A 19,666-nucleotide genomic window follows, 5' to 3' on the forward strand; every position below is an offset into this window, starting at 1 on the left:
GAAAACGTTCTGGATCGAGGCAATCACGCGCTTCACGTCGTTGCCGAAGCCCATGCTTTGGGCGCCGAGTTCGCGCTCGATGAGGTCACGTTCGAGTTGATCGGTCAGCTTGATATCGGATTGGGTGTTCATGGCGTCCTTCCTTTCAGGGATTACCCTTATGGGGTTTTCCCGAATTGTAGCAGACGGATTGTCGCATTGCAGCATTAGGTAATAGTGCGTATGGCCGGGATGCGACAGGGGTGGCGGGGCAACTCCTCAGTTGTTGGCGCTCCGCCACTTTTCCATTCGTCGAGGACAGCCTTGTCCTCGTCTGCGCACCTACAGCCCCTGCGTGCACAGCACAACCTTGATCTTGAGCGAGCCTTATCAAGCACTTCGAAGCGATTATTTGCTCAACAAGACACAATTGCGCAATTTGCAAAACAGATGATAAAAACAAATAAACGACGTTAAATGATTATGAGAAAACTTACGATAATGCGAAGATTTCGACGCATGTTATGCTTGTTCGAACTCTTTCAAAAACAAGGACAAATCAATGCACAAGAAGATTGCAACCCGAATGGCAATTGCTACCGCTGTCGCTGCTGCGTCGGTCTCCGCCACGGCTAGCGACATGAAAAACGCAGCGGGCGGTGCGCTAGGTGGCGTTGCCGGCGCGGCCGTCGGAAACGCAATTGGCGGCAGCACGGGCACCGTTATCGGTGGCGCCGTGGGTGGCGCTGCTGGCGGCGCCGCGACGTCTAATGGTCGTGAGCGCACGGGCGCCGTGATTGGAGGCGCCATTGGCGGCGGTGCCGGCGCTGCGGCCGGTAATGCGATGGGTGGAACGACCGGCTCGCTCGTCGGTGCCGCAGTGGGCGGCGGCGCTGGTGCCGCACTGGGCGGCAACATCTCCCGCAACAATTCGCACTCCAGCGAGAGTGGCCACGACAAGCACCATCACAAGCACACAAAAAACGGCAAGCATCACGATTGACCGTCAGCGATTGCGTTCGGCACAACCCCAAGCTTCGGTCGCAGTCGCGAACTAAGATCGCAAGCCATATTTCGGGAACGCTCGCTGAATCAGCTTCCCTCGGCTTGAGTGGCCGTTCTCGCGCAACCTTCTGCCTGATAACGGCCTGACGGCGATCGTCTCAAATGGGCTGACTACCGCCTGTCGCCCCGGGGTTCTCCGACCATCTGGGCAATCGGGCGCTTGCCGGCCAGCAAGCGCCACTCGACATGCCCGCCTGGATTGCACACAGTTCCAATTCAAGTGCACCAACTGGACATCCGGCCGTCGAGGGTGCCGCCCGGCTGAGGCGAACCGCTGATTCATGGTGGGTCATATATGACGACGGAGAGTCGGACTCAAATGAACCTTGCTTCCATCATCGCGGACTTGGAGTCGGCCGATAGCACCCTCACCATCGTCGCGAAACGACCATGGACAGCAAACTCAGACGCGCGGTTGGTTTCATTGACCGACGAATACAGCATTCCTGGCAACGTGCTGCAAGAGGGTTTTGAGTACTTTCTTGAGGTATCCATAGCCCTCGATGAAGTACTGGGCGAATTTGCGGGCCGACTCTCATCAGATCAACGAGTCGCAGCGATTGTCTACTACGCCGAAAACGACGCTTATCCGGATTGGCTCAATGCGATTGCCCGATCCCTACTTGGATGACGCTTCGTGGTGGAACTCTGCCCCTCACCCAACCAGTGGCCAATGACAGAGAAGGGTCGAATGCGTCAGTAGCATTAAGCTGCACACCTGATCGACCGATGTTGTCGATCACGCACGCGCCCCGTTGTGCACGAACCGAAGTGACGTGCGCGGCGGCGCCCGCGTCTCACTGCGGTTTCCCGGTATGATCAGTTGGCACACTGAGACATTCATCGGGGACAACGCGCATGAACCAATCGATTCGTAGAGGCAGCCGTGGCGTCCGCCTGGCAACGCGACGCGCCTTTGGGATCGCGACGGCGCTGGCTGGTAGCGTGGCGCTTTCGTTGGCCCAGGCCCAAGCCCAGTCGCCGGTGCCGGGCGCGCTGCAGCCCGCCGGCATGACTCACGCGGTGGCCTCGCTCGAGGCATCGGGCGTGCAGATCTACGTCTGCAGGCGCGATGCCGCTAATCAACTGACATGGACCTTTCAGGCGCCACAAGCCGATCTCTACGACGCCTCCGGCCGGCTCGTCGTCAGGCACGGCGCGGGGCCGTCGTGGGAAGCGCTGGACGGCAGCCGGATCACTGGCAAGCTGCTGCAGCACGCCGCCAATCCCGACGACAGCGCGGCGATTCCAATGCTGCTCCTCTCTTCCACCAATGCGGGCGGTCCGGGCCTCCTGAGCACGGTGCACTATGTGCAGCGGCTTGCCACGCACGGCGGCGCGGCCCCCGCGCAAGCCTGCGTCCACGAGGGCGAGGAAGGGCGTAGCCCCTATCTCGCGGAGTACGTGTTCCTCGAATGAACGTAGTGCGAGTGCACGTGGACTGTGTGGCCGCGCTGTGCTACCACTTGCGCAGCCGTTGTGAAAGCCGGATCGCTCGCGGTGCAGGTCGACAGATAGTCCACATCGACGAGCACTGAGGCAGGGCACTCGGATCTATCTTAGGCCGGACCGTCGATAGCCGGCCATTGCGATCTTTCGCAAACGTGCCGCAAATCGCTCACACGCGGCGCCGAGTTCCGAAGACACGTCGAGGTTCGACGCATAACTAAGCTTGGTAAGTCGGGCCATCCCATCCGTCGAGGTACTTCGGCAACTCGTCCTGTATGTCGATAATCCGATGCCGGTAAAAAAGATGCATCGTCGGTCGCATTTCCTCGGGCACTTCACCGCCAGCGGCTCGGGCGAAAATTGTATTGGGAAGGACGCGCATGCCGAGCCGGTTCGTGCCAAACACCGTCTCACCGCAACCGGAGCAGAATGTTCGCGACAAGTCTTTTGACGGGTGCGAAAAGCTCGACACGCTACCACTGGCGACGGTGACTTGTTCAGCTAGCCACGCAGTCGCCGACAACATTGAAGTCCCGTAGAAATCCTGGCACGACCGACAGTGGCAATTAGCCCTTGCCTGAGGTTGGCCATTCAGCTTGATATTGACGGCGCCACACAGGCACTGCACGGAACACGGTACGGTCATTTCACCTCCTGATTGTGCCCCGGGACTATATGCATTCGCGCAACACAAATTGACTGATGCTTCAGATCTGTGAGCCTCCCGGCTGGATGTCCGCTTTCGGCCATGGTGACGGTCTCTTGTGGGTCGGTTAGAGACTGCCGCCAATTCACGACGACATCGGCCTGAGTAAGGCTAACCATGCACCACCAAAGGCACGCCGTGTCGACATTCGAAAATGCCTAGCCCTACGGCCTTTGAATCTAGGGATGACAATAAGTGCCGCTCCAGCGAAGAGGGTTCAGTTTGAGAACACTCAGGTCGCCGGGTATCGCGACATGCGATACCCGAATCGATTTCTTTGCCATGCGGACCTACCTCGCCATGCAGTCGAAAGGACAAATATATAGCACGGGTATGTGGCACCGCTTGAAAGGCTGGGCGCCGTACCGGTCGGCTCAGAACTTGTGTCGAACACCGACTACAGCACCGAATTGATTGGCGCCAGGTTGTACGGCCTCGCTCGTCGTCCCCAACTGGCTGTTGAAGCCATTCACGCCCAGGCTCGATTTCCCCTTGTTAAGCACATACGATGCTGCCGTATATAGGTCGGTACGCTTCGACAGCGCATAGTCGGCCACCATGACGAACTGCCATGGGTTGCCGGATCGGGAGTTGCGAAGGTTCTGGTAGTAGGCCGAGCCAGTGAATGAGAGAGCAGGTGTCACCTGATAGCCAACACCTGCCCAAGCGAGGTTCGACGCAGTGTTAGCCGCTGTGGACCCAGGCAGGCTGGCACCGTTGAACGCGTGCGCATAACGGTAGCCCGCGTAAAACTTGGCGTTGCCGTAGGCGTACGTACCGGCCACCGCTGCCCGTTGGGTCAGGCTATTTGTTTGCAATGCCGTGGCGGCCGACTGGTTGATCTGATCGTAGACTGCCCCAATCGAGAACGAGCCGCCAGAATAGTTCGCGCCGAGAGAGTACTCGCGGCCGTTCGTGAAGTTGCCCGGAACTTCCTGGTTGTTGTAGTTGAAGCTATACAGTCCTGTCACGCTCAGGCCGCCAAAGGTGCCCATGTACTTGACAGAATTGTCTGCACGCGCCGCTCCCATGAACGGATCCTGCGCGCCGATAGAGTAGCGGCTCGAAATCGCCATCGGATCGTACGTCACCGCAAAGTCGTAGAACGGCACCGTGTGGCGACCCAACGTCAGCCTGCCCCATTGGTTCTCGAGTCCCACGTAGGCACCGCGTCCGAACAGGCGACCGCTTTGGGTGCTCGTGCCGGTGTCGATGGAGAATCCGCTTTCCAGAACAAAGAGGCTCTTCAGGCCGCCACCCAGGTCCTCGATGCCACGCAGACCCCAGCGTGATCCGGACTGGTTGCCTGATTGCAAGGCCACCAGGCTATGTCCCTTGGCACCCGGTGCAACGGTTCCCGTCGATGCGACAGCATGGTTCAGGTACTCGATACCGGCATCAACAACGCCATACAGGGTAACGCTCGATTGCGCTTGGACACTGCTCGCAGTCAGCATTGCCACCGCAATGGCAAGGTACTTGCATTTCATTCAATGGTCTCCTCGTGAATGGGGACGGCTCCGTCCCAAAGAAGGACGGCATACGCGCCGTGAATTCATTGTTGTTCTGGCTCGATGGGACTTTGGAATCCCATGACAAAATTCTGACGCTGGTCTCTCATGACGAACAACCCCAGCCACGGTTGGACGCGCATAAGAGAAATTTATGGGCGCGGCAGCGTGCTACGTTGTAGGCTCGCCCCCCCAAAAGTCATGGCATCAGTCTTCGCCTTAGCTACCTATGCAACTGAATCCCCGCCAACTCGAAGCGTTCCGTAGTGTCATGGTGTCCGGCAGCATGACCGTGGCCGCCGAACGGCTCAAGATCAGCCAGCCCGCGGTGAGTGCGCTTATCAGGGACCTCGAGAAGAGACTGGAAATCCGTCTATTCAGACGTGAAGGCAATCGCCTGATTCCGGGCGCGGAAGCCCAGCGACTGTTCCGCGAGGTGGACCGGTTCTACCAGGGCATGGAGCAGATCGAGCGTGTGGCACTGGACCTGAAGTCCGCTCGCATCGGTACCCTGCGTGTTGCGTCCATGCATACGCTGGGATTGAGCCTGCTCAGCGAAAGCGTCAGGCAGTTCTCACTCTCCCGCCCAGAACTGGCGATCTCGCTGGACGTCAGGAATTCTCTAGGCGTCATGGAGCTCGCCGCAGCGCACCAGATCGATATCGGATTCGTGCAGATGTCCGGCGATGAGTACCCGGGGGTCGATGTTTTCCCGCTACCAAGCGTCGCGGCGGTCTGCGTACTCCCGCGTGGCCATGCTTTGTCCCGCAAGAAGTCATTGAAGATTACCGACCTACAGGATGAGCCGCTTATCTCGCTGAATCGCAATAGCCCGGTGCGGATGCGATTGGAGATGGAACTCGACGCTGCTGGCGTGACCTGCAAGCGCTCGGTGGTCACATCGCTTGGTCACGTGGCATGCAGCCTGGTGGCAGGCGGACTTGGTTTGACTGTCGTTGATCCCTTCACCGCGCGCAGAGTGCGTGATCCAGGTGTGGTCTGGCGTCCCTTGTCGCCGGCCGTACAGTTCCATTTCTCCATGGTCCTGCCGTCCCATCAGCCGCGATCGAAGGTCGTGGAAGACTTTATCAAGCTGGTCAAAGAACAATTCAAGGCGAGCGTCGCATCGTCCTGATTCGCGGCGAGCCGCAGTGAAACCACGCATAAGCAGAAGATTTCCTTATGCGCGTCCAACCGTGTCTGTAGTTGTGCCTCGCGGACCAAAAATTCATCATCGAGTCATGGAATCGGACTAGCAGAAGTGGCCGCGTCGCGGTCCTTCTCCAAGGTTCATTCCAATCGTTCGCCCGGCGCGATCTGCTTGCAGCGCGCGGGGCGAGGCCCCCGTCTGAACCGCATTATTGCTGGGTAGAGAAGCGCCGTCCGCATGGCCAGGCGCCGATTGCCTCGCTTGTTACCATGACATCGACTCCCCACGAAACACTACTTGCCGAGGCTCGCCTGAGTTCGCCTCCTGCCTCCCGGTTGACGAAGCACTACGCACTGCCAGGGCTCGAGCGCGAACGCAGGCAGTTTCACGAGTTCGTCGCCGTTGATCTTGCCCATACGACCATGCTGGTGGAACAGGGCATTCTTTCGGCGGAGACCGGTCGGGCCATCCTGGAGCAGTTGCTGATCATTCGGAGAATGCAGCCCTCCGCGTTTCCCGTGGATGTGCGCAAGGGCAGCCTTCTGCTGCAGATCGAGTCGTATCTCTTCGGCGTCATCGGCGAGGATGTGGGCGGCCAGATGCACACCGGCCGCAGTCGCATCGATCAGGGCGCCACGGTACGCCGCCTGTACAAGCGCAACCGCATGCTGGATGTGATGGACCAGTTGAACGTTTTCCAGGAGGCGATTGCCGAACAAGCGCGCCGCCACGCGCACACGATCATGCCTGGCTACACTCATATGCAGCAGGCCCAGCCATGGGTGTTCGGACACTATCTGCTCAGCTTCAGCTCCCGATTGCATGACAGCTTCGAGCGTCTGGCGCAGGCGTACGGACGCGTCAACCGCAATCCACTGGGAACCGTGGGGCTTGCCGGCACGTCATGGCCGCTTGATCGCGAGCGAACCACGGAACTGCTCGGATTCGACGGCCAAATCGAGAACTCCAAGCTTGGCCGCGAAGCTTTCGATGCAGCGGATGCGATCTGCGCACTGTCGTTCATCATGGCCGATTTGAACGATCTGGCTACCGACCTGCATATCTGGTCCAGTGCCGAGTTCGGATTGGTTGAATCCGATGACAGCTACTGTGGTACGAGCAGCATCTTCCCGCAGAAGAAGAACCCGGTCGCACTGGAGACCATCAGGAAGGCCGCCGGTCCTGCCGTGACGTGGCTGAGCGCGGCGCTGGCCACGTTCCGCGCGGAAGGGACCGGCGACCAGGCCATGCGTACCGTCTCACATATCGACGAGGCCTTGGCAACGACAGAAAGCATGCTCGATCTGTTCACTGGCGTCATGGAAACGCTGATCGTGCATCAGGACCACATGGCCGAATCGCTCAAGGGAAGTTGGTGCACCGCGAGCAATCTGGCGGACGTCATCGTGCGTGAAAGACATCTGTCCTTCCGCCAGGTGCATCACATCGTCGCCCGTGCGGTGCGCAACTGCGTCGCGCAAGAACTGCGTCCCGATCAGTTGACCAGCAGCCGTCTCGATGAGGCAGCTCTCGAAACGGTGGGGATCGCGCTGAATCTGGGCGACGCGGCGGTACGTGATGCGCTCGATCCGGTTCGCTTTGTCGAAACCCGGATTACGGAAGGCAGCGTCGGGCCGCAACAGGTTGCGCGACTGCTCGAACGCGCGGCGCAAGAACGCGCTGCGGATCGCCAATGGGTCAGCGAGGCGCGCGGCCGACTGAGTCGATCGCAACTGGCACTCAATGAAGCCGTGAGCAAGCTGGTTGCCTGAGAACCAGCTTGACGCTTACGAAAAAATACCGAAGGAGACGCAGGTTATGTTGAAGTTGAAGTCCTTTGCCTTGTTTATGTCCCTCGCGGCACTCTCCCTGGGTGTGCGCGCAGAGACCTATCCCTCGAAGCCAATCATGCTGGTGGTGCCCTTTGCGGCAGGTGGTACGGTGAACATGATGGGGCGGCTGGTTGCCGAGCATATGGGGGAGCAGCTAGGTCAGCCAGTTGTCGTCGACAACAAGGCCGGTGCGGGCGGCGCGATTGGCGCCGGATTTGTCGCCAAGGCCACCCCGGATGGATATACGTTGCTGCTGGGCTCGATGGGACAGGCCGTTCAGCCTCTGCTTACCAAGCGGCTACCGTACGATCCCAAGAAGCTGGTTCCCGTTGCGTTGTTCGCAACCGTTTCGAATGTTCTGGCCGTATCCAGCAATGCTCCCGCGAAGAACGTCTCAGAGCTGGTTGGCTACTCAAAGGCTAATCCCGGCAAATTGAACATGGCGTCCGCTGGAATCGGCTCGATCAATCAACTGATTGGTGAGCTTTTCATGTCCAGAACCGGAGCCAATTTCGTGCATGTGCCGTACAAGGGCGAAAAAAGATATTTCTTGCCAATGCCTGGTTCCCCTACGACCCCCGTCGAACCCTTGTCCAGCCTTGCATAGCGGCGATTTGCGCTTATTGGCCGCTGTTTCACTCCCACATGTGTCCGGCTACTATTTTTTCAGATTTCACCCCTATCTGAAAACGGACACACCCCATGACATTCATCGACACCGTACGCGCCCGCGCCGCGTTAAAGCCGCGCAAGGACCCCCACTGGCAAGTCGTCGCCAAGGGATTGGCAATCGGCCTGCGCGTGATGGAAGGCGCCGCGCCGACCTGGACCATTCGCTATCGCAACGCCACGGGCAAACAGGTCTACAAGCCGCTGGGCAATCTGCTGGAAATCCTGGAAACGAAGCGCTTTGACTACTGCCACGGTCTGGCGTTGAAGTTCATGCAGGAACAACAAAGGCGTGTCGACACCGTTCCCGGCACCGTCGCCGCCGCCTGCGCCGCCTACGTGGAAGACCGCCGCGAAAAGAAGGGCGAGCGTGCCGCACACGATGCCAGCCGCCGCTATGCGCGCCTGGTGTATGCCCACTCCATCGGGGCAATCATGGTCGCCGACTTGACTGCGCGCGACGTTGAGCAATGGCGCAGCGCCCTGGTGAAGTTCGCGCCCGACGCCAGCGAAGACAAGATGCGCCGCGCAAGGGAAACGGCCAATCGGAACATGACCATGCTGCGGTCGGCATTGAACTACGTCTACAAACACGATTGGGCGGCCACGCCCCGCGCCTGGGCGGCCGTGGAGCAATACGAGAACACAACCGGCCGTCGCACGCTGTTCCTGACCCTGGAGCAACGCCGCGCCGTCGTGGCCGCGTGTGCGGACCAGCCGGAATTGCGCGCCCTGGTCGAAGCCTGCCTGTTGACCGGCCTGCGCGTCGGGCAAGTCGCCAAGATGACCAGGGGACGTTTTGACGAAGCACGCGGCACCGTGGAAGTCCCGAAGGGTAAGACGAAGGCGGCCCCGATCACACTGCCCAGCGCTGCCGTGAAGCTGTTCGCGCAGCAATGCCGGGACAAGACACCGGCCGCGCCGATCTTCCACGCGCCTGGCGGTGGCTTCTGGAACAGTTCGAACCAGTGGAACCCGTTGATTAAACGCGTGGGCAAGGCCATCGGCGTCCCGACCCTGTGTGCCTACGATTTCCGGCACGCGGCAATTAGCGCCATGATCGAAGCGGCGATTGACGTCTACAGCATCGCGGAGTTGTGCCAGACAGGCATCGAACAGATACGCAAGCACTACGGCCATCTGTCGCCCGCCGTGCGCGAGAAATACGACCGCGCTGCCGTGCTGTGAGAGGTAGCCCACAAATGCGGGACAGCCCTAAGCGCTGCCCGCTGACGCCCGAAACGCTTGGCACATGCCAGGCGTTTTTCTTTTGTCATGGGTCAATAATCGTCCCTGGCAGACAGTGGAGAACAAAGCCACTTGCATCGGTGATGACCGCCGCCTATCGTATTCAGACAAGGACCGCGCGTCGTAACAAAAGCGGCCCTGTTCATACGTGATGAATGTCGTTTGTTGGCCAGCCTAAAGGGACCTGGCCGTGTGTGTCTCGCCATGCCATGACGAGCCCCAAACAACCGGAGTTATCACGAATGACCAAACATCCCACGCTGAAGACAGCCACGCCCGCGCAACCGAAGAAGCCGGGACGTCCCCGCCGCAAGACTGCAACATCGCGGCCGCGCACGAACATCGACCGCATGGATGTCACGACCGAACGCACGCCCCAGCGCGTTGCGGACATCATGACGATGGCGCGTGCCCGTGGCTTCCTGACCATCCTGGAATTCCAATTCGTGCTTGGCGTCGGTCGACACGCCTATGACACCATGCGCGAGCGTGGCGAGGCGCCAAAGATCACGTATCTGTCCCGAAAGAATCCCATCATTTTGATGTCCGACTACGACGCGTTTTTCGGCATGAGTAGCGCCGCCGACAAAGCCGCGTAACACCCCCTACCTGTCGTTCGTTTGCACTGGTTGCGCCAGGTTTCGACCTGCGCGGACAGGGGCGTCTATCGCCTTTGCGTAATCGAAAGTGGGAAGGGGGTGAACCGTGGTTGACGATCTGCTGGACCGTCTGGACGGTGTCCAGGAACGAAGTTATGGCGAATGGTGGGCGCGCTGTCCCGTGTGCGGGTCGCCATCGCCGCGCCTGCTGATTCGGGAAGACAGCGACGGCCAGGTGGACGCGCATTGCAAACGTGGCTGTTCGACGTCGCACATTCTGTCCGGCCTGGGCTTGCCGTTTGCCGTGCTGTTCCCGCGCGATGGCAAGCCATACCGGCCACCTATCCCCGCGTGGTGGAAGCACGAACGCCGCTATGCGCACGGTGTCGGCGTCGTGCCGCCCACGTCGGAGCGGTAGCCATGGCCACCAGGAAATCGAAATCGAAGGTCAAACATGGCGAGTGGGTCGACGGCGCATTTGATGCCATGCCGCGCATGGTCGCTCGGTCGTCGGTCGTTCGGGACCTGAGTGACGCAGCGTTTCGCCTGCTACACACCGCCCTGGGCCTGCACACGGGCGCGAACAACGGGCATTTGTGTTTGACGCTATCCGCGCTGTCGTCGTATGGCTGGACCAGTAACAGAAAGCTGGCGGCCGCGAAAAACCAGCTTCTGGAAGTCGGACTGCTGGTCCAGACGCGCCAAGGTGGACTTGGCATCGGACCATCGCTCTACGCCCTGGGCTGGCTAGGGATTTCCCGATGGGATGGTCTGGACATTTCGCTGGTTCAGTTTCAAAAACATCGCGGCCGATGGAAAAGCAACGGCGCGACCGCCGCACCCGGAGCGGGTTCAGGAGCGGTGCCAAAAGGCGACCAATTTCCTGCACCCGGAGCGGGTACAGCAAAACGATTTCCTGCACCCGGAGCGGGTTCAGCAAAGCACCCGGAGCGGGTACAGCCTGCACCCGGAGCGGGTACAGCAAAGCGATTTCCTGCACCCGGAGCGGGTTCAGAAACGGCCCAAAAAACGCAATCGCTGCACCCGGAGCGGGTGACAGGTATACCAGGTGCCATCCCTGGTACTGCTTGTGACGTGCCAGATGTTGATGTCGGGGGGATGTTGGGATGACAACGAACCCCGACCCAATCCTTGAGCCGGTGCGCGTCCGGCAAGGCCACGCGTGGGTCGACCGCTTGGCCGACGTCGAACGCTGGTCCGACGAACACCTGGCGGCCGCGCACGCGGAAATCGACGCCTGTCCGCCTGGCGCCCTGGCCGACCTGGTCGAACGCCACCGCGCCGCGCTGTGGTCGCTGCTGGTCGCGCATGGCCTGCTGCCACGGCACGAACGCAAGCCATGCCACCCGCCAACGACCGAACCCGACCACGACCACCACCGGCCGCGCGGCCTGGCGCGCCACCTGTACCGCAAGGATTCCGACCATGACGACAAAGCCTGAGCCACTGTCCGTTGCAAGCCATGCGGCCGCCAATGAACCGGCGCGGCCGAAATACCAGGTCATGCCCGAATTGTCGGACGAGCAATACGCCGAACTGCGCGAAAGCATCCGCCAGCATGGCGTGCTTGTGCCTGTTGACCTGGACGAATGCGGGGACATCCTGGACGGCCACCACCGCCAGCGCATCGCCAAGGAACTGGGCGTCCCATGCCCGACCGTGGTCAATGGCTCCTTGGTAAGCGACGAAGCGAAACGCGAATGGGCGCGCACGGTCAACCTGGTGCGCAGGAACTGGCAGGACGTCGAAGCGCGCCGCGCGATGGTCGCGGAGCTTCTGCAACGCAACCCGGAATGGTCGGACAGGCGCATTGCCAAAGCCACGAACATGTCGCACGTCACGGTCGGCAAGATGCGCGCGACACCAACTGGTCAAGTTACCAGTTGCCCGGAGCCATCCCGGCCGCACCGGATGAAGGACCTGTATCGGGCGCCATCGCCCGCGCCGAGCCAGACACCAAAGCGCGTCGGCCTGGATGGTCGCGCCCGCAAGGCACCGGCCACGAAACCATCGAAGCCTGTCCAGGCGTCCCCGCAAAGAACGGCCGACCTGTTCCCGAGCATTGCCGATGCTGTGGGCGCCGTTCGCGTGCTGTCCGCGATGACGCCGCAGATGCACCGAAGCGCGCAAGCCATTGCCGCTGCCATGGGTCCCGCCGCGCTGGCCGATGTGCAAGCCGTGCGGGAATTGCTGGACAGCGTGTGCGAAGCCCTGGGGGGATAGGCCATGGTCCGCTGCTGCGAGTCCTGCGTCTACTTCGTGCGCCTTTCTGGTGAACCGGAGCACGAACGCCGATTGATTCCCGCGCTGGCGACGTGCAATGCGGCCGCAGGCTGGTCGACCAAGGGCGCAAGGGATGCCGCGCTGCGCGAGACGAACGCCGCGAACAGATGCCCGCACCATGCGCCATTACCAGCGCCTGTGCATTGCTGCGCGAACTGTGCTGGCCACCAGGGCGACGACCGAATGCGCCCCTGCGTCAATGGGCGTGGCATGTCCGTCGAAGACCTGCGCCGTTTCACGTCGACGCCCGACCAGGTGAACGCCTGCCCATTGTTCGATCCGTGCAGGGAGATATCGCAATGACGCCACTGCCAACAACTGCCGCTGGTCTGCTGGACGCCATCGAACGCGCTGGCGTGGCCGACGAATGGACTGTCAGCACCGACCCGGCCGACCCGCTAGACCTGTGCCAGAAGCTGCGCCGCACCTTCCGCATGGTGTCCCTGGCGGACGCGCCTTGCGCGGTCGTCGTGGAGTTCGGGGGATTGTTTGTTGTGTGTGGGGGGGCGGACATGCCGTTATCGAATCTCGATAAACCAGATGCGGTCGTCGGTCTACTGCAATCGGTGCGTGATGACGGCCGCGCCCATCGCTTTGTCCACGCATTGCGTGAATTGCTTTTCGATAATGCCGCGCCTGCGGCATAACCAGGAGGAAACACCGTGAAGCTACTCAAGAAACTGGCACGCGAACTTTGCGACGACGAACGCAAGGCACTGGCAGACCAGCAACTGTTGCGGATGATCCGGGAAACGGCAGAAAGGATGATCCAGCGTAAAGACGACCCGCAAGCGTTCGACGCCATCATTCAGAACGGGTTGCCGATTGAACTGCCGATAAGTTTGCACATCGGGACCGGGGAGCGTGGAAGGCAGTACGTGTCAAGCCTGCGCGCGACGCTGGACAGTTGGCAAGCCTTCCTGGAAACGTCGCAGCAGGAACGCCGCAACGACTGGGTAAGGCTGGCCGGTCGATACATGACATTCATCCGGGGCCGTGGTGCGCAAACGCTGGCCGACGCCTTGTGCAAAGGATGAGGACGATGGGACCGAAGGCAGATGAATCGCTGTTGTGTTCCGTCTGCCGTCGCGTGCTGCCCGCCCGTGCGTTCTCTATCGACAATTCGCGCCCGAGCGGGCGACAGCGGACCTGTCGCGAATGCGTGGCCGTCCGATATGCGAAGTGGTATGCGCGGCGGGGATGGCTTCGGAAAAGGTTCGAACTTTGACTGTCGACCGTTGACCGACTTGTAAACGTTGCAGGACCCGTATTAACTGGACCAGAACGGAGGGACCCGACATGGACAACGAACCGCAACCACGCAGCGAACCGGATCTGGACGTCGTGCTGCAACCGTTCGCCGCTGATCCAGCGCCACCGGCCACGCCCAGCGCGCCAACGCCGTTCGGTCATGCATTGACGCCGCAGGACGTCGAACGCCTGGCCGACTATCACGCCGCCACGCCGCTGTTTCGCCAGCACGTCGAAGCTGGCCTGGTGGCGTTGCTGACCGAATTCAAGGCGCTGGGCTATGTCGTGAAATACGACCTGCGCGCCGACAAGCTGCGCGGCGCCGTCACGCGTTACCTGACCGAATCCCAACAATAGGGGCACACCATGCGAATCGTAATTGGACCGTCGTGGCGGCCGCATCTGCTGGCCGTCACGGTGAACGACGCAGAACCGCAAGTCATCGCACGGGATGGCCTGCATTCGTTCATGCGGCGCCTGTCGGATTGCTTCCCGCGCAGTCAGCGGCCGGTCATCGAACTGGTCGTGGCGGTCGAAGGTGTAGACGGCCGCGCCGCACTGGACGCATTCAACGAAGCGGCCGACGCCGCAACCGGAGGTTGAAATCATGGAACTGACTTTCGATGGCACGCCAGAACGTATGCCAGGCTGGCAAATTCCCGCTGCGGTCGCCGCATACCTGCGCGGCTTCTGTGAAGGCCAACATGCCGGGGCGCCGCGCCTGTCCACCGCACAACGCGCCAGCAACGTCGTATTGACGCGCGCAGCGCAACCGCCGATGGGCAGCACGCCCGACGATGGATCGGATGCGTTGCTGCAACAAGCGATTGCGGACTACCTGGTGCGAGTACCCGCGTTCGCCTTCGGTGCGCTGCTGGAAATCGCTGGACGGCAACTGCCGATGGGCGGTGCGATTCCGAAAATCCCCGCACGTGTTGGCACTGTCGCACCAGGGAAGTTCGTGGGCGACGCATCGCCAATCCCTGTTCTTAGCGGGTCTATTACCGGCCTGACATTGCCGTCCACGAAATGCGCGGCCATCATGGTCGCCACGCGCGAACTGTCGAAGGCTGCTGGCGGACTTTCTGTTATCGAAAGTATGTTGGATGAAAGTGTGCGCGCTGGTGTCGATGGCGTTCTGCTGGGTAGCGCGGCCGCAACCGCCGACGCGCCTGCTGGTCTCGGTGCTGGTGCAACTGCGTTCACTGGGTCAAATAACGCCCTTGCTGACGTCGTGGGGATGCTGCGTCTGCTGCCACATGCGGTCAGTCCAGTGTTGATCGCATCCATGGCTAATATCGCCGCGCTGGCGGCCGTGCTGCCAGTCGGTGGACCAGCGACCATCCTGGCGAGCACGATGGCCGATGCCGAAGTGTTCGTGCTGGATGCGGCGGACCTGGTGATGGGCGTTGGCAGTGCGGTCGACATGTCGCGCGTCGATGATGCGACCGTACACATGAACGACGTGGCGCTGCCCATTGCCGATGAAGCCGGAACGTTGGCCGTGCCCGTTTCGAGCTTGTGGCAAATGGACCTGCTGGGCTTGCGCTTGGTATTGCCGACAAGCTGGACAATCGATCCTGCGCGCGTTGTCCTTGCATCGGGCGTTTCCTGGGGCACACCCGCGCCCGTGACGCCATGATGAACGCGCCAATGGTTCCCGGGCCACTGGTATTTTGCGTGGTCCGCAGAGACGCGCTTGTCACGACCTATCGTGTGTCGCTGCCCGATGGTCGGACATTGATCGAAGGGGCGCCGCGTGGCCTGGATGAAGCCGAAGACATGCTGGCTTGCGCTGGCGCCCTTTACGTTATCGAAAGTGGTAAGCGCCCCGACGCCTGCGATATCGCGATGCAGATTACCGGCCTGGATGAGGTCTATGGTTCAGAAGACCAGGGCAACATCGGCCGGATTTTGCTGACCGCGTTTGCCGATGGGATTGCGGGCGCTGTCCTGGAGGACTGACCGATGCGTAATCGAATCGACCGCGAACCGATGCGGGACCGCCTGGCGGTTGCGCGATGCGATGCACCCTGCGTGCTAGACATGCGTGTCCAGGTCCAGACGCCACCGGCCACGCCGCCGCGCACGCGGTCATGGATCGACCTACTGGCCGACGAACCACGACGCATGAAAGTGCGCCCAGTGGCAGCGCCAACCATGCCAGCCATGCCGATGGTCCGCCGCGAACCATTCGACGGTGGCCTGGACCCGCTGCTGGTGCAGTGGGCATCGACGCGGCCATGCAAGGGCGCGGGCAAGGGACAGGCACGCCCGGAGCCAGCAGACGAACGGGATGAACCTGGACTGGATGACGTCGGGCGATATCGCCAGGGCAACCAGCCGCAGGCCATCGTTTGCCTGGTCGCCCTGCACAACGGTGGCTGGCAGCTTGGTATCGAAGCGCGGCACGGTGGCCAAGTGGGCAAGCCGATCTGCCAGCGATGCCGAAGCCTGGCCGACCTGCGCGCCGCTGCCCGTGCGTTCCTGTCCACGGTCAAGGGGTGGGGCCTGCGTCATGTGCGCCTGGTCGCATCCGATTGCCTGGCGGGGTCCGATGCCCTGCGATTGTTGGTGAGTATCGCAAGCGCCGCACTGATAGCCCCGACCACGCCCGCGAATCATCGAAGCATGGGCGTTCGTCCTGGCCAGGCTAGAAAAATCCACGCTGTCCCGCTGCACGCGCGTCAGGCGTGGCCAGGGTCGAAAAATGCAAGCGCCCAGCACCTCGGCAGGTCCAGGTCACAAAAAACGATTCTGGCGCGTTTAAACGCGTCACATTGAAATGAGCGGGCGCGGCGTGAGGGGGGGGGAACCGTCACATTTTTGGGAAAGTGCGCAATCCGGAGCCTGTCCCGCATCGCGAAAAAATCACATAAAACCGGGGGCATTTATTCGTCACCCGCCTTTACCTGAATGGCACCGAGACTGAGGGACCACTAACATATCGGCCACCGACGACCACCTGGAAGGGAGGTTCGAAACCATGGCCGATTTCTGCAACCTGGCACGCCGCCGACCGCCGCCTGGCGAACGGCAACGATGCCCGCCACCCGAACCGAAGGACGACGAACATGGACCGCGAGACAACCGAAAAGCTGCTGGACTTCGTTGATGAACTGGCCACTAACGTGAAGATGACGAAAGCGCAGATGGACGCCCTGGGCGCCAGGCTGGAAGCATCCGACGCGAAGCGCGCGAGCCTGGAAACCAGGCTGGCATCGCTGGAACGGGAACTGGGTGTCAGCAAGGCGGCCTAGCTATCACGCTGGCGGCCATGAAAGGCGCTGGCTGATCTACTGGTAGCATGGGACTCATTCCCTATCCTGTATCTGGCTAGAGCAATGGACTCAATTCTGAAGAATGCTGTGCAGTCAATTCAAATCGGGGTCGAGGATTTTCAATCCGCCGATCCACGGAGGGCGTTGTCTGCAACGCGCAACATCATGGCCGGGGTTCTGCTGCTGTTCAAAGAAAAGCTTCGCGTGATGTCGCCGAAGGACTCCGACGAGGCTTTGATCAAGCAAAACTTGACTCCGAAATATGGTCCAAGTGGTGCGGTAGTTTTCAAGGGCGAGGGAAGAAAGACCGTTGATGTTCAGCAGATAAAGGAGCGCTTTAAGTCGCTAGATATCGACGTGGACTGGGCGACTTTCGACAAAATCAGCAAGATTCGCAACAACATTGAACACTATCTGGTAACTGAGTCAGCCAACGCGATCAAAGAATTGGTGGCAGATTCTTTTCTGATCATCCGTGATTTTGTGACCAAAGAACTTGGCGAACAGCCCGTCGATCTGCTGGGTGTCGCCACGTGGAACGTGCTGCTCGAAACGTCTGCCGTTTTGGAGAAACAACGCGCGGAATGCAAGGCAACTATCGAAGCAATCGGGTGGGAAAGCGATTTAATGGAGGGTGTCGCCTCCAACCTAACTTGCTTGAGTTGCGAAACTTCGCTGTTGAAGCCAGTCGATCCCGACGTCTCGCAGAACGAATTGGAATTTAAATGCACCGTCTGCGGCGATCAATTCGAACTGGTGGATTTGTTGGAAAAGGCGCTCGGCGAATATTTCGCATACGACATTTATATTGCGGCGACCGATGGTGGAGACTCGCCCATCGGAACGTGTTGGGAATGCGGTCGCGATACGTATGTGCTAGAGGAAAAGACGTGTATTGCATGTGATGCAACGCCTAAGCACGACGAATGCGCGGTGTGTGGTGCTGGGATCGGTCCCGACGAACAGGAATTCAATGGCCTGTGCGGGTACCACTACAATCAAATGATGAAGGACGACTAGGGCTGGCAAATTCGGCAGCAAGATCAGGCGTGAAGGTCGTCATCGTCTACCGCATAGGGTAGGCGGGACCCGTCGCCATACCAGGGATGGTTCGGGTCCAGGGGCAATCCGTTGATATCGCACCCGCGCACGTCAGCGCCAGGGGCGCCGCCTTTCTCTGCGTGGCGCGCGTTATCGCAAGTCGGGCAAAGGGTTCTGCAATTCGATGGTTCGAACGCCAGCCATGGATGTGTTCGCCTGGGCTTGATGTGGTCGACCCTGGCGCGTCCTGGTCCCTTCACGTCGCGCCCGCAGTTCACGCAGCGCCAGTCGTCGCGATTCAGGATGGTCAACCGGAAGGCGGTCCATTCACGCGAGGTCGTGAAGCCATCCATGTTCGGATTCTGTCGTGGGTTCTCGCGTCTGGCGGCCATGGTCGTCCCCTGCAACTGGTCCCGATACTGAACATGTTAGGTGTGGAGCAACGGCCATGTCGGCGTGGCGTGGATGCGACAAATGCGCGAAACTGGCGCCAGGCGGAATTTAGCGGGCAGTCGGAATCGTTTTCTGCCAATTTTCAGACGAAAACCTGTAATCCGCCATGGGCTTGGCCTAGCGGGTAGTCAGATTTGCCGTACAAGGGCGCTGGCCCGGCCGGTGTCGATTTGCTCTCGGGGCAGGTACAGCTCATCTTCGCGAACCTGCCCAACGTGCTGCCTTATGCGAGGGCTGGAAAGGTTCGCCTGCTGGCAGTCGCCAGCGAAAAGCGTGACCCCGCTATTCCCGACGTACCGACGTTTGCGGAAGCCGGTGTAAAGGATGCAGTTGTCGAGTCGTGGTACGGCTTGATGGCACCTGCCGGTACCAAACCGGAGGTGATCAAGACGCTGCAAGACACCTTGCTGGTCGTGACCAAAGACAAGCGATTTATTTCCCAACTGGCAGAGCAAGGCGCACGACCGTACCCCGGCTCCAGTGCGGACATGATCCGACTCATGGAAAAGGAAGGGAAACGTTGGGGTGAAGTGATCGAGCACGCCAAGATCTCCCTGGACTGAATCGACACTCTGCCAAGGCGGACGCTGCCAGCGAAACACTGAGCAGTACTGGCCCTCCCTCGTGGAGGGCCTTTTTCTTGGGGGGATTCCGAAGCAACCGCTCGCGAACGAAAGAACATCGACACGGCGGCCAGCCACGCCGTGGGCTACACGAGTCCCGCGCAGTTCAGCCGCTAGTTCAAGCGCCTATTCGGTTCGACACCAGCGGCGGAGGCAACGCGGACGCGCGCGCCTGCTGCTGCCCCAGCGCGCAGCGCAGGCCTTACAGGGCCATATCGGGCACCTTCTTCACCACACCCGGGTTCGTCATTGGGGCGGTGGCAGGGACAACGCCGTCCAGGCTTGGCGGAGCAATGGCCAGTTGCAGCGTTTCTGCCGTGGTCGCCCATTCCTTTGCCAGAAGCTGCGGGTTTTCGTTGAGCTTTTTTCCGTAGCTGGGCACGATCTCATGAATCTTTTGCTGCCAGGCTGCGTATTTCGGGGCGCGTGATCAGCGATTTCGGGGGAACGTGATCACCTGTTTCGGCGGGAAGCTGATCGCTGGTTTCGGCGGAACGTGATCACT

Annotated in this window: 24 protein-coding genes and 2 pseudogenes; 21 read left to right on the forward strand and 5 right to left on the reverse strand. The window is 60.6% G+C overall.

Annotated features, from left to right (window positions below; genetic code table 11):
- The first annotated feature begins 541 nt into the window (after window positions 1-541).
- The 3 genes from RN01_RS30405 to RN01_RS30415 all read left to right on the forward strand — a co-directional run bounded on the left by RN01_RS30405 (window position 542) and on the right by RN01_RS30415 (window position 2,463).
- Window positions 542-982 carry a hypothetical protein gene (locus RN01_RS30405; protein WP_017512899.1) on the forward strand — a complete coding sequence of 147 codons (441 nt, stop codon included), beginning with the start codon at window positions 542-544 and terminating at the stop codon, window positions 980-982.
- A 381-nt stretch (window positions 983-1,363) separates the two neighbouring features.
- Window positions 1,364-1,675: a hypothetical protein gene (locus RN01_RS30410; RefSeq protein ID WP_017512900.1), complete on the forward strand. Its 312-nt coding sequence runs from the start codon at window positions 1,364-1,366 to the stop codon at window positions 1,673-1,675.
- A gap of 227 nt (window positions 1,676-1,902) precedes the next feature.
- A complete protein-coding gene (locus RN01_RS30415) occupies window positions 1,903-2,463 on the forward strand; it encodes a DUF3455 domain-containing protein (protein WP_017512901.1) in 561 nt (186 codons plus the stop codon).
- A gap of 247 nt (window positions 2,464-2,710) precedes the next feature.
- Here the strand turns inward: RN01_RS30415 and RN01_RS30420 are convergent, their stop codons facing one another.
- Both RN01_RS30420 and RN01_RS30425 read right to left on the reverse strand, forming a co-directional pair.
- The gene (locus RN01_RS30420; RefSeq protein ID WP_029310136.1) at window positions 2,711-3,139 is read right to left on the reverse strand and encodes a GFA family protein; all 429 of its coding nucleotides are present in this window, start codon (window positions 3,137-3,139) and stop codon (window positions 2,711-2,713) included.
- A gap of 434 nt (window positions 3,140-3,573) precedes the next feature.
- Window positions 3,574-4,689 (reverse strand): porin, encoded by a 1,116-nt coding sequence (locus RN01_RS30425; protein WP_017512903.1) that lies wholly within the window; start codon window positions 4,687-4,689, stop codon window positions 3,574-3,576.
- Between the two features lie 250 nt (window positions 4,690-4,939).
- Between RN01_RS30425 and RN01_RS30430 the strand changes: the two genes are divergently transcribed.
- From RN01_RS30430 to RN01_RS30500, 15 genes and pseudogenes are all read left to right on the forward strand, one after another.
- On the forward strand, window positions 4,940-5,845 hold the full coding sequence (locus RN01_RS30430; protein WP_017512904.1) for a LysR substrate-binding domain-containing protein: 906 nt from the start codon (window positions 4,940-4,942) through the stop codon (window positions 5,843-5,845).
- 284 nt (window positions 5,846-6,129) lie between these two features.
- A complete protein-coding gene (argH, locus tag RN01_RS30435; protein WP_080672790.1) occupies window positions 6,130-7,632 on the forward strand; it encodes an argininosuccinate lyase in 1,503 nt (500 codons plus the stop codon).
- Window positions 7,633-7,678: 46 nt separating this feature from the next.
- Window positions 7,679-8,227: pseudogene (locus RN01_RS30440) on the forward strand (Bug family tripartite tricarboxylate transporter substrate binding protein); the annotation flags it as partial.
- A gap of 167 nt (window positions 8,228-8,394) precedes the next feature.
- Window positions 8,395-9,549, forward strand: a complete 1,155-nt coding sequence (locus tag RN01_RS30445) for a tyrosine-type recombinase/integrase (protein ID WP_024569885.1) — start codon at window positions 8,395-8,397, stop codon at window positions 9,547-9,549.
- A 302-nt stretch (window positions 9,550-9,851) separates the two neighbouring features.
- On the forward strand, window positions 9,852-10,208 hold the full coding sequence (locus RN01_RS30450; RefSeq protein WP_017513771.1) for a hypothetical protein: 357 nt from the start codon (window positions 9,852-9,854) through the stop codon (window positions 10,206-10,208).
- Window positions 10,209-10,314: 106 nt separating this feature from the next.
- The gene (locus RN01_RS32665) at window positions 10,315-10,626 is read left to right on the forward strand and encodes a hypothetical protein (protein WP_017513770.1); all 312 of its coding nucleotides are present in this window, start codon (window positions 10,315-10,317) and stop codon (window positions 10,624-10,626) included.
- Between the two features lie 2 nt (window positions 10,627-10,628).
- Entirely contained in the window at window positions 10,629-11,339 is a 711-nt protein-coding gene (locus RN01_RS34175; protein WP_133258072.1) for a hypothetical protein, read from the forward strand.
- The gene (locus RN01_RS34445; RefSeq protein ID WP_017513769.1) at window positions 11,336-11,671 is read left to right on the forward strand and encodes a hypothetical protein; all 336 of its coding nucleotides are present in this window, start codon (window positions 11,336-11,338) and stop codon (window positions 11,669-11,671) included. Before RN01_RS34175 ends, RN01_RS34445 begins: the two co-directional genes overlap by 4 nt.
- A complete protein-coding gene (locus RN01_RS32670) occupies window positions 11,655-12,452 on the forward strand; it encodes a ParB N-terminal domain-containing protein (RefSeq protein ID WP_017513768.1) in 798 nt (265 codons plus the stop codon). The genes RN01_RS34445 and RN01_RS32670 overlap by 17 nt, the downstream gene beginning before the upstream one ends.
- A gap of 359 nt (window positions 12,453-12,811) precedes the next feature.
- Window positions 12,812-13,159: a hypothetical protein gene (locus tag RN01_RS30475; protein ID WP_017513766.1), complete on the forward strand. Its 348-nt coding sequence runs from the start codon at window positions 12,812-12,814 to the stop codon at window positions 13,157-13,159.
- A 15-nt stretch (window positions 13,160-13,174) separates the two neighbouring features.
- Complete coding sequence (locus RN01_RS30480; protein WP_017513765.1) at window positions 13,175-13,549, forward strand: hypothetical protein; 375 nt, start codon at window positions 13,175-13,177, stop codon at window positions 13,547-13,549.
- A gap of 262 nt (window positions 13,550-13,811) precedes the next feature.
- Window positions 13,812-14,120 carry a hypothetical protein gene (locus RN01_RS30485; protein ID WP_017513764.1) on the forward strand — a complete coding sequence of 103 codons (309 nt, stop codon included), beginning with the start codon at window positions 13,812-13,814 and terminating at the stop codon, window positions 14,118-14,120.
- Between the two features lie 9 nt (window positions 14,121-14,129).
- Window positions 14,130-14,366, forward strand: a complete 237-nt coding sequence (locus RN01_RS30490) for a hypothetical protein (RefSeq protein ID WP_017513763.1) — start codon at window positions 14,130-14,132, stop codon at window positions 14,364-14,366.
- A gap of 4 nt (window positions 14,367-14,370) precedes the next feature.
- A complete protein-coding gene (locus RN01_RS30495) occupies window positions 14,371-15,405 on the forward strand; it encodes a hypothetical protein (RefSeq protein ID WP_017513762.1) in 1,035 nt (344 codons plus the stop codon).
- Window positions 15,402-15,728, forward strand: coding sequence for a hypothetical protein (locus RN01_RS30500; protein WP_035835180.1), 327 nt, complete (start codon window positions 15,402-15,404; stop codon window positions 15,726-15,728). Before RN01_RS30495 ends, RN01_RS30500 begins: the two co-directional genes overlap by 4 nt.
- A 141-nt stretch (window positions 15,729-15,869) precedes the next feature.
- Here the strand turns inward: RN01_RS30500 and RN01_RS30505 are convergent, their stop codons facing one another.
- Complete coding sequence (locus tag RN01_RS30505) at window positions 15,870-16,283, reverse strand: hypothetical protein (RefSeq protein ID WP_024569887.1); 414 nt, start codon at window positions 16,281-16,283, stop codon at window positions 15,870-15,872.
- A 554-nt stretch (window positions 16,284-16,837) separates the two neighbouring features.
- Here RN01_RS30505 and RN01_RS30510 point away from each other — a divergent pair.
- Window positions 16,838-17,023 (forward strand): hypothetical protein, encoded by a 186-nt coding sequence (locus tag RN01_RS30510; RefSeq protein WP_017515346.1) that lies wholly within the window; start codon window positions 16,838-16,840, stop codon window positions 17,021-17,023.
- 84 nt (window positions 17,024-17,107) lie between these two features.
- Complete coding sequence (locus tag RN01_RS30515) at window positions 17,108-18,064, forward strand: hypothetical protein (RefSeq protein ID WP_017515345.1); 957 nt, start codon at window positions 17,108-17,110, stop codon at window positions 18,062-18,064.
- A gap of 23 nt (window positions 18,065-18,087) precedes the next feature.
- Here the strand turns inward: RN01_RS30515 and RN01_RS33550 are convergent, their stop codons facing one another.
- Window positions 18,088-18,477 (reverse strand): HNH endonuclease, encoded by a 390-nt coding sequence (locus RN01_RS33550; RefSeq protein ID WP_104669915.1) that lies wholly within the window; start codon window positions 18,475-18,477, stop codon window positions 18,088-18,090.
- Between the two features lie 195 nt (window positions 18,478-18,672).
- Between RN01_RS33550 and RN01_RS30520 the strand changes: the two genes are divergently transcribed.
- Window positions 18,673-19,101, forward strand: a complete 429-nt coding sequence (locus tag RN01_RS30520; RefSeq protein ID WP_017515344.1) for a tripartite tricarboxylate transporter substrate binding protein — start codon at window positions 18,673-18,675, stop codon at window positions 19,099-19,101.
- Between the two features lie 262 nt (window positions 19,102-19,363).
- Here the strand turns inward: RN01_RS30520 and RN01_RS30525 are convergent.
- Window positions 19,364-19,561 (reverse strand): annotated as a pseudogene (locus RN01_RS30525) (malate:quinone oxidoreductase); the annotation flags it as partial.
- Window positions 19,562-19,666: the final 105 nt, after the last annotated feature.

The sequence above is a fragment of the Cupriavidus sp. SHE genome (genome assembly GCF_000812445.1).
Classification (GTDB): domain Bacteria; phylum Pseudomonadota; class Gammaproteobacteria; order Burkholderiales; family Burkholderiaceae; genus Cupriavidus; species Cupriavidus metallidurans.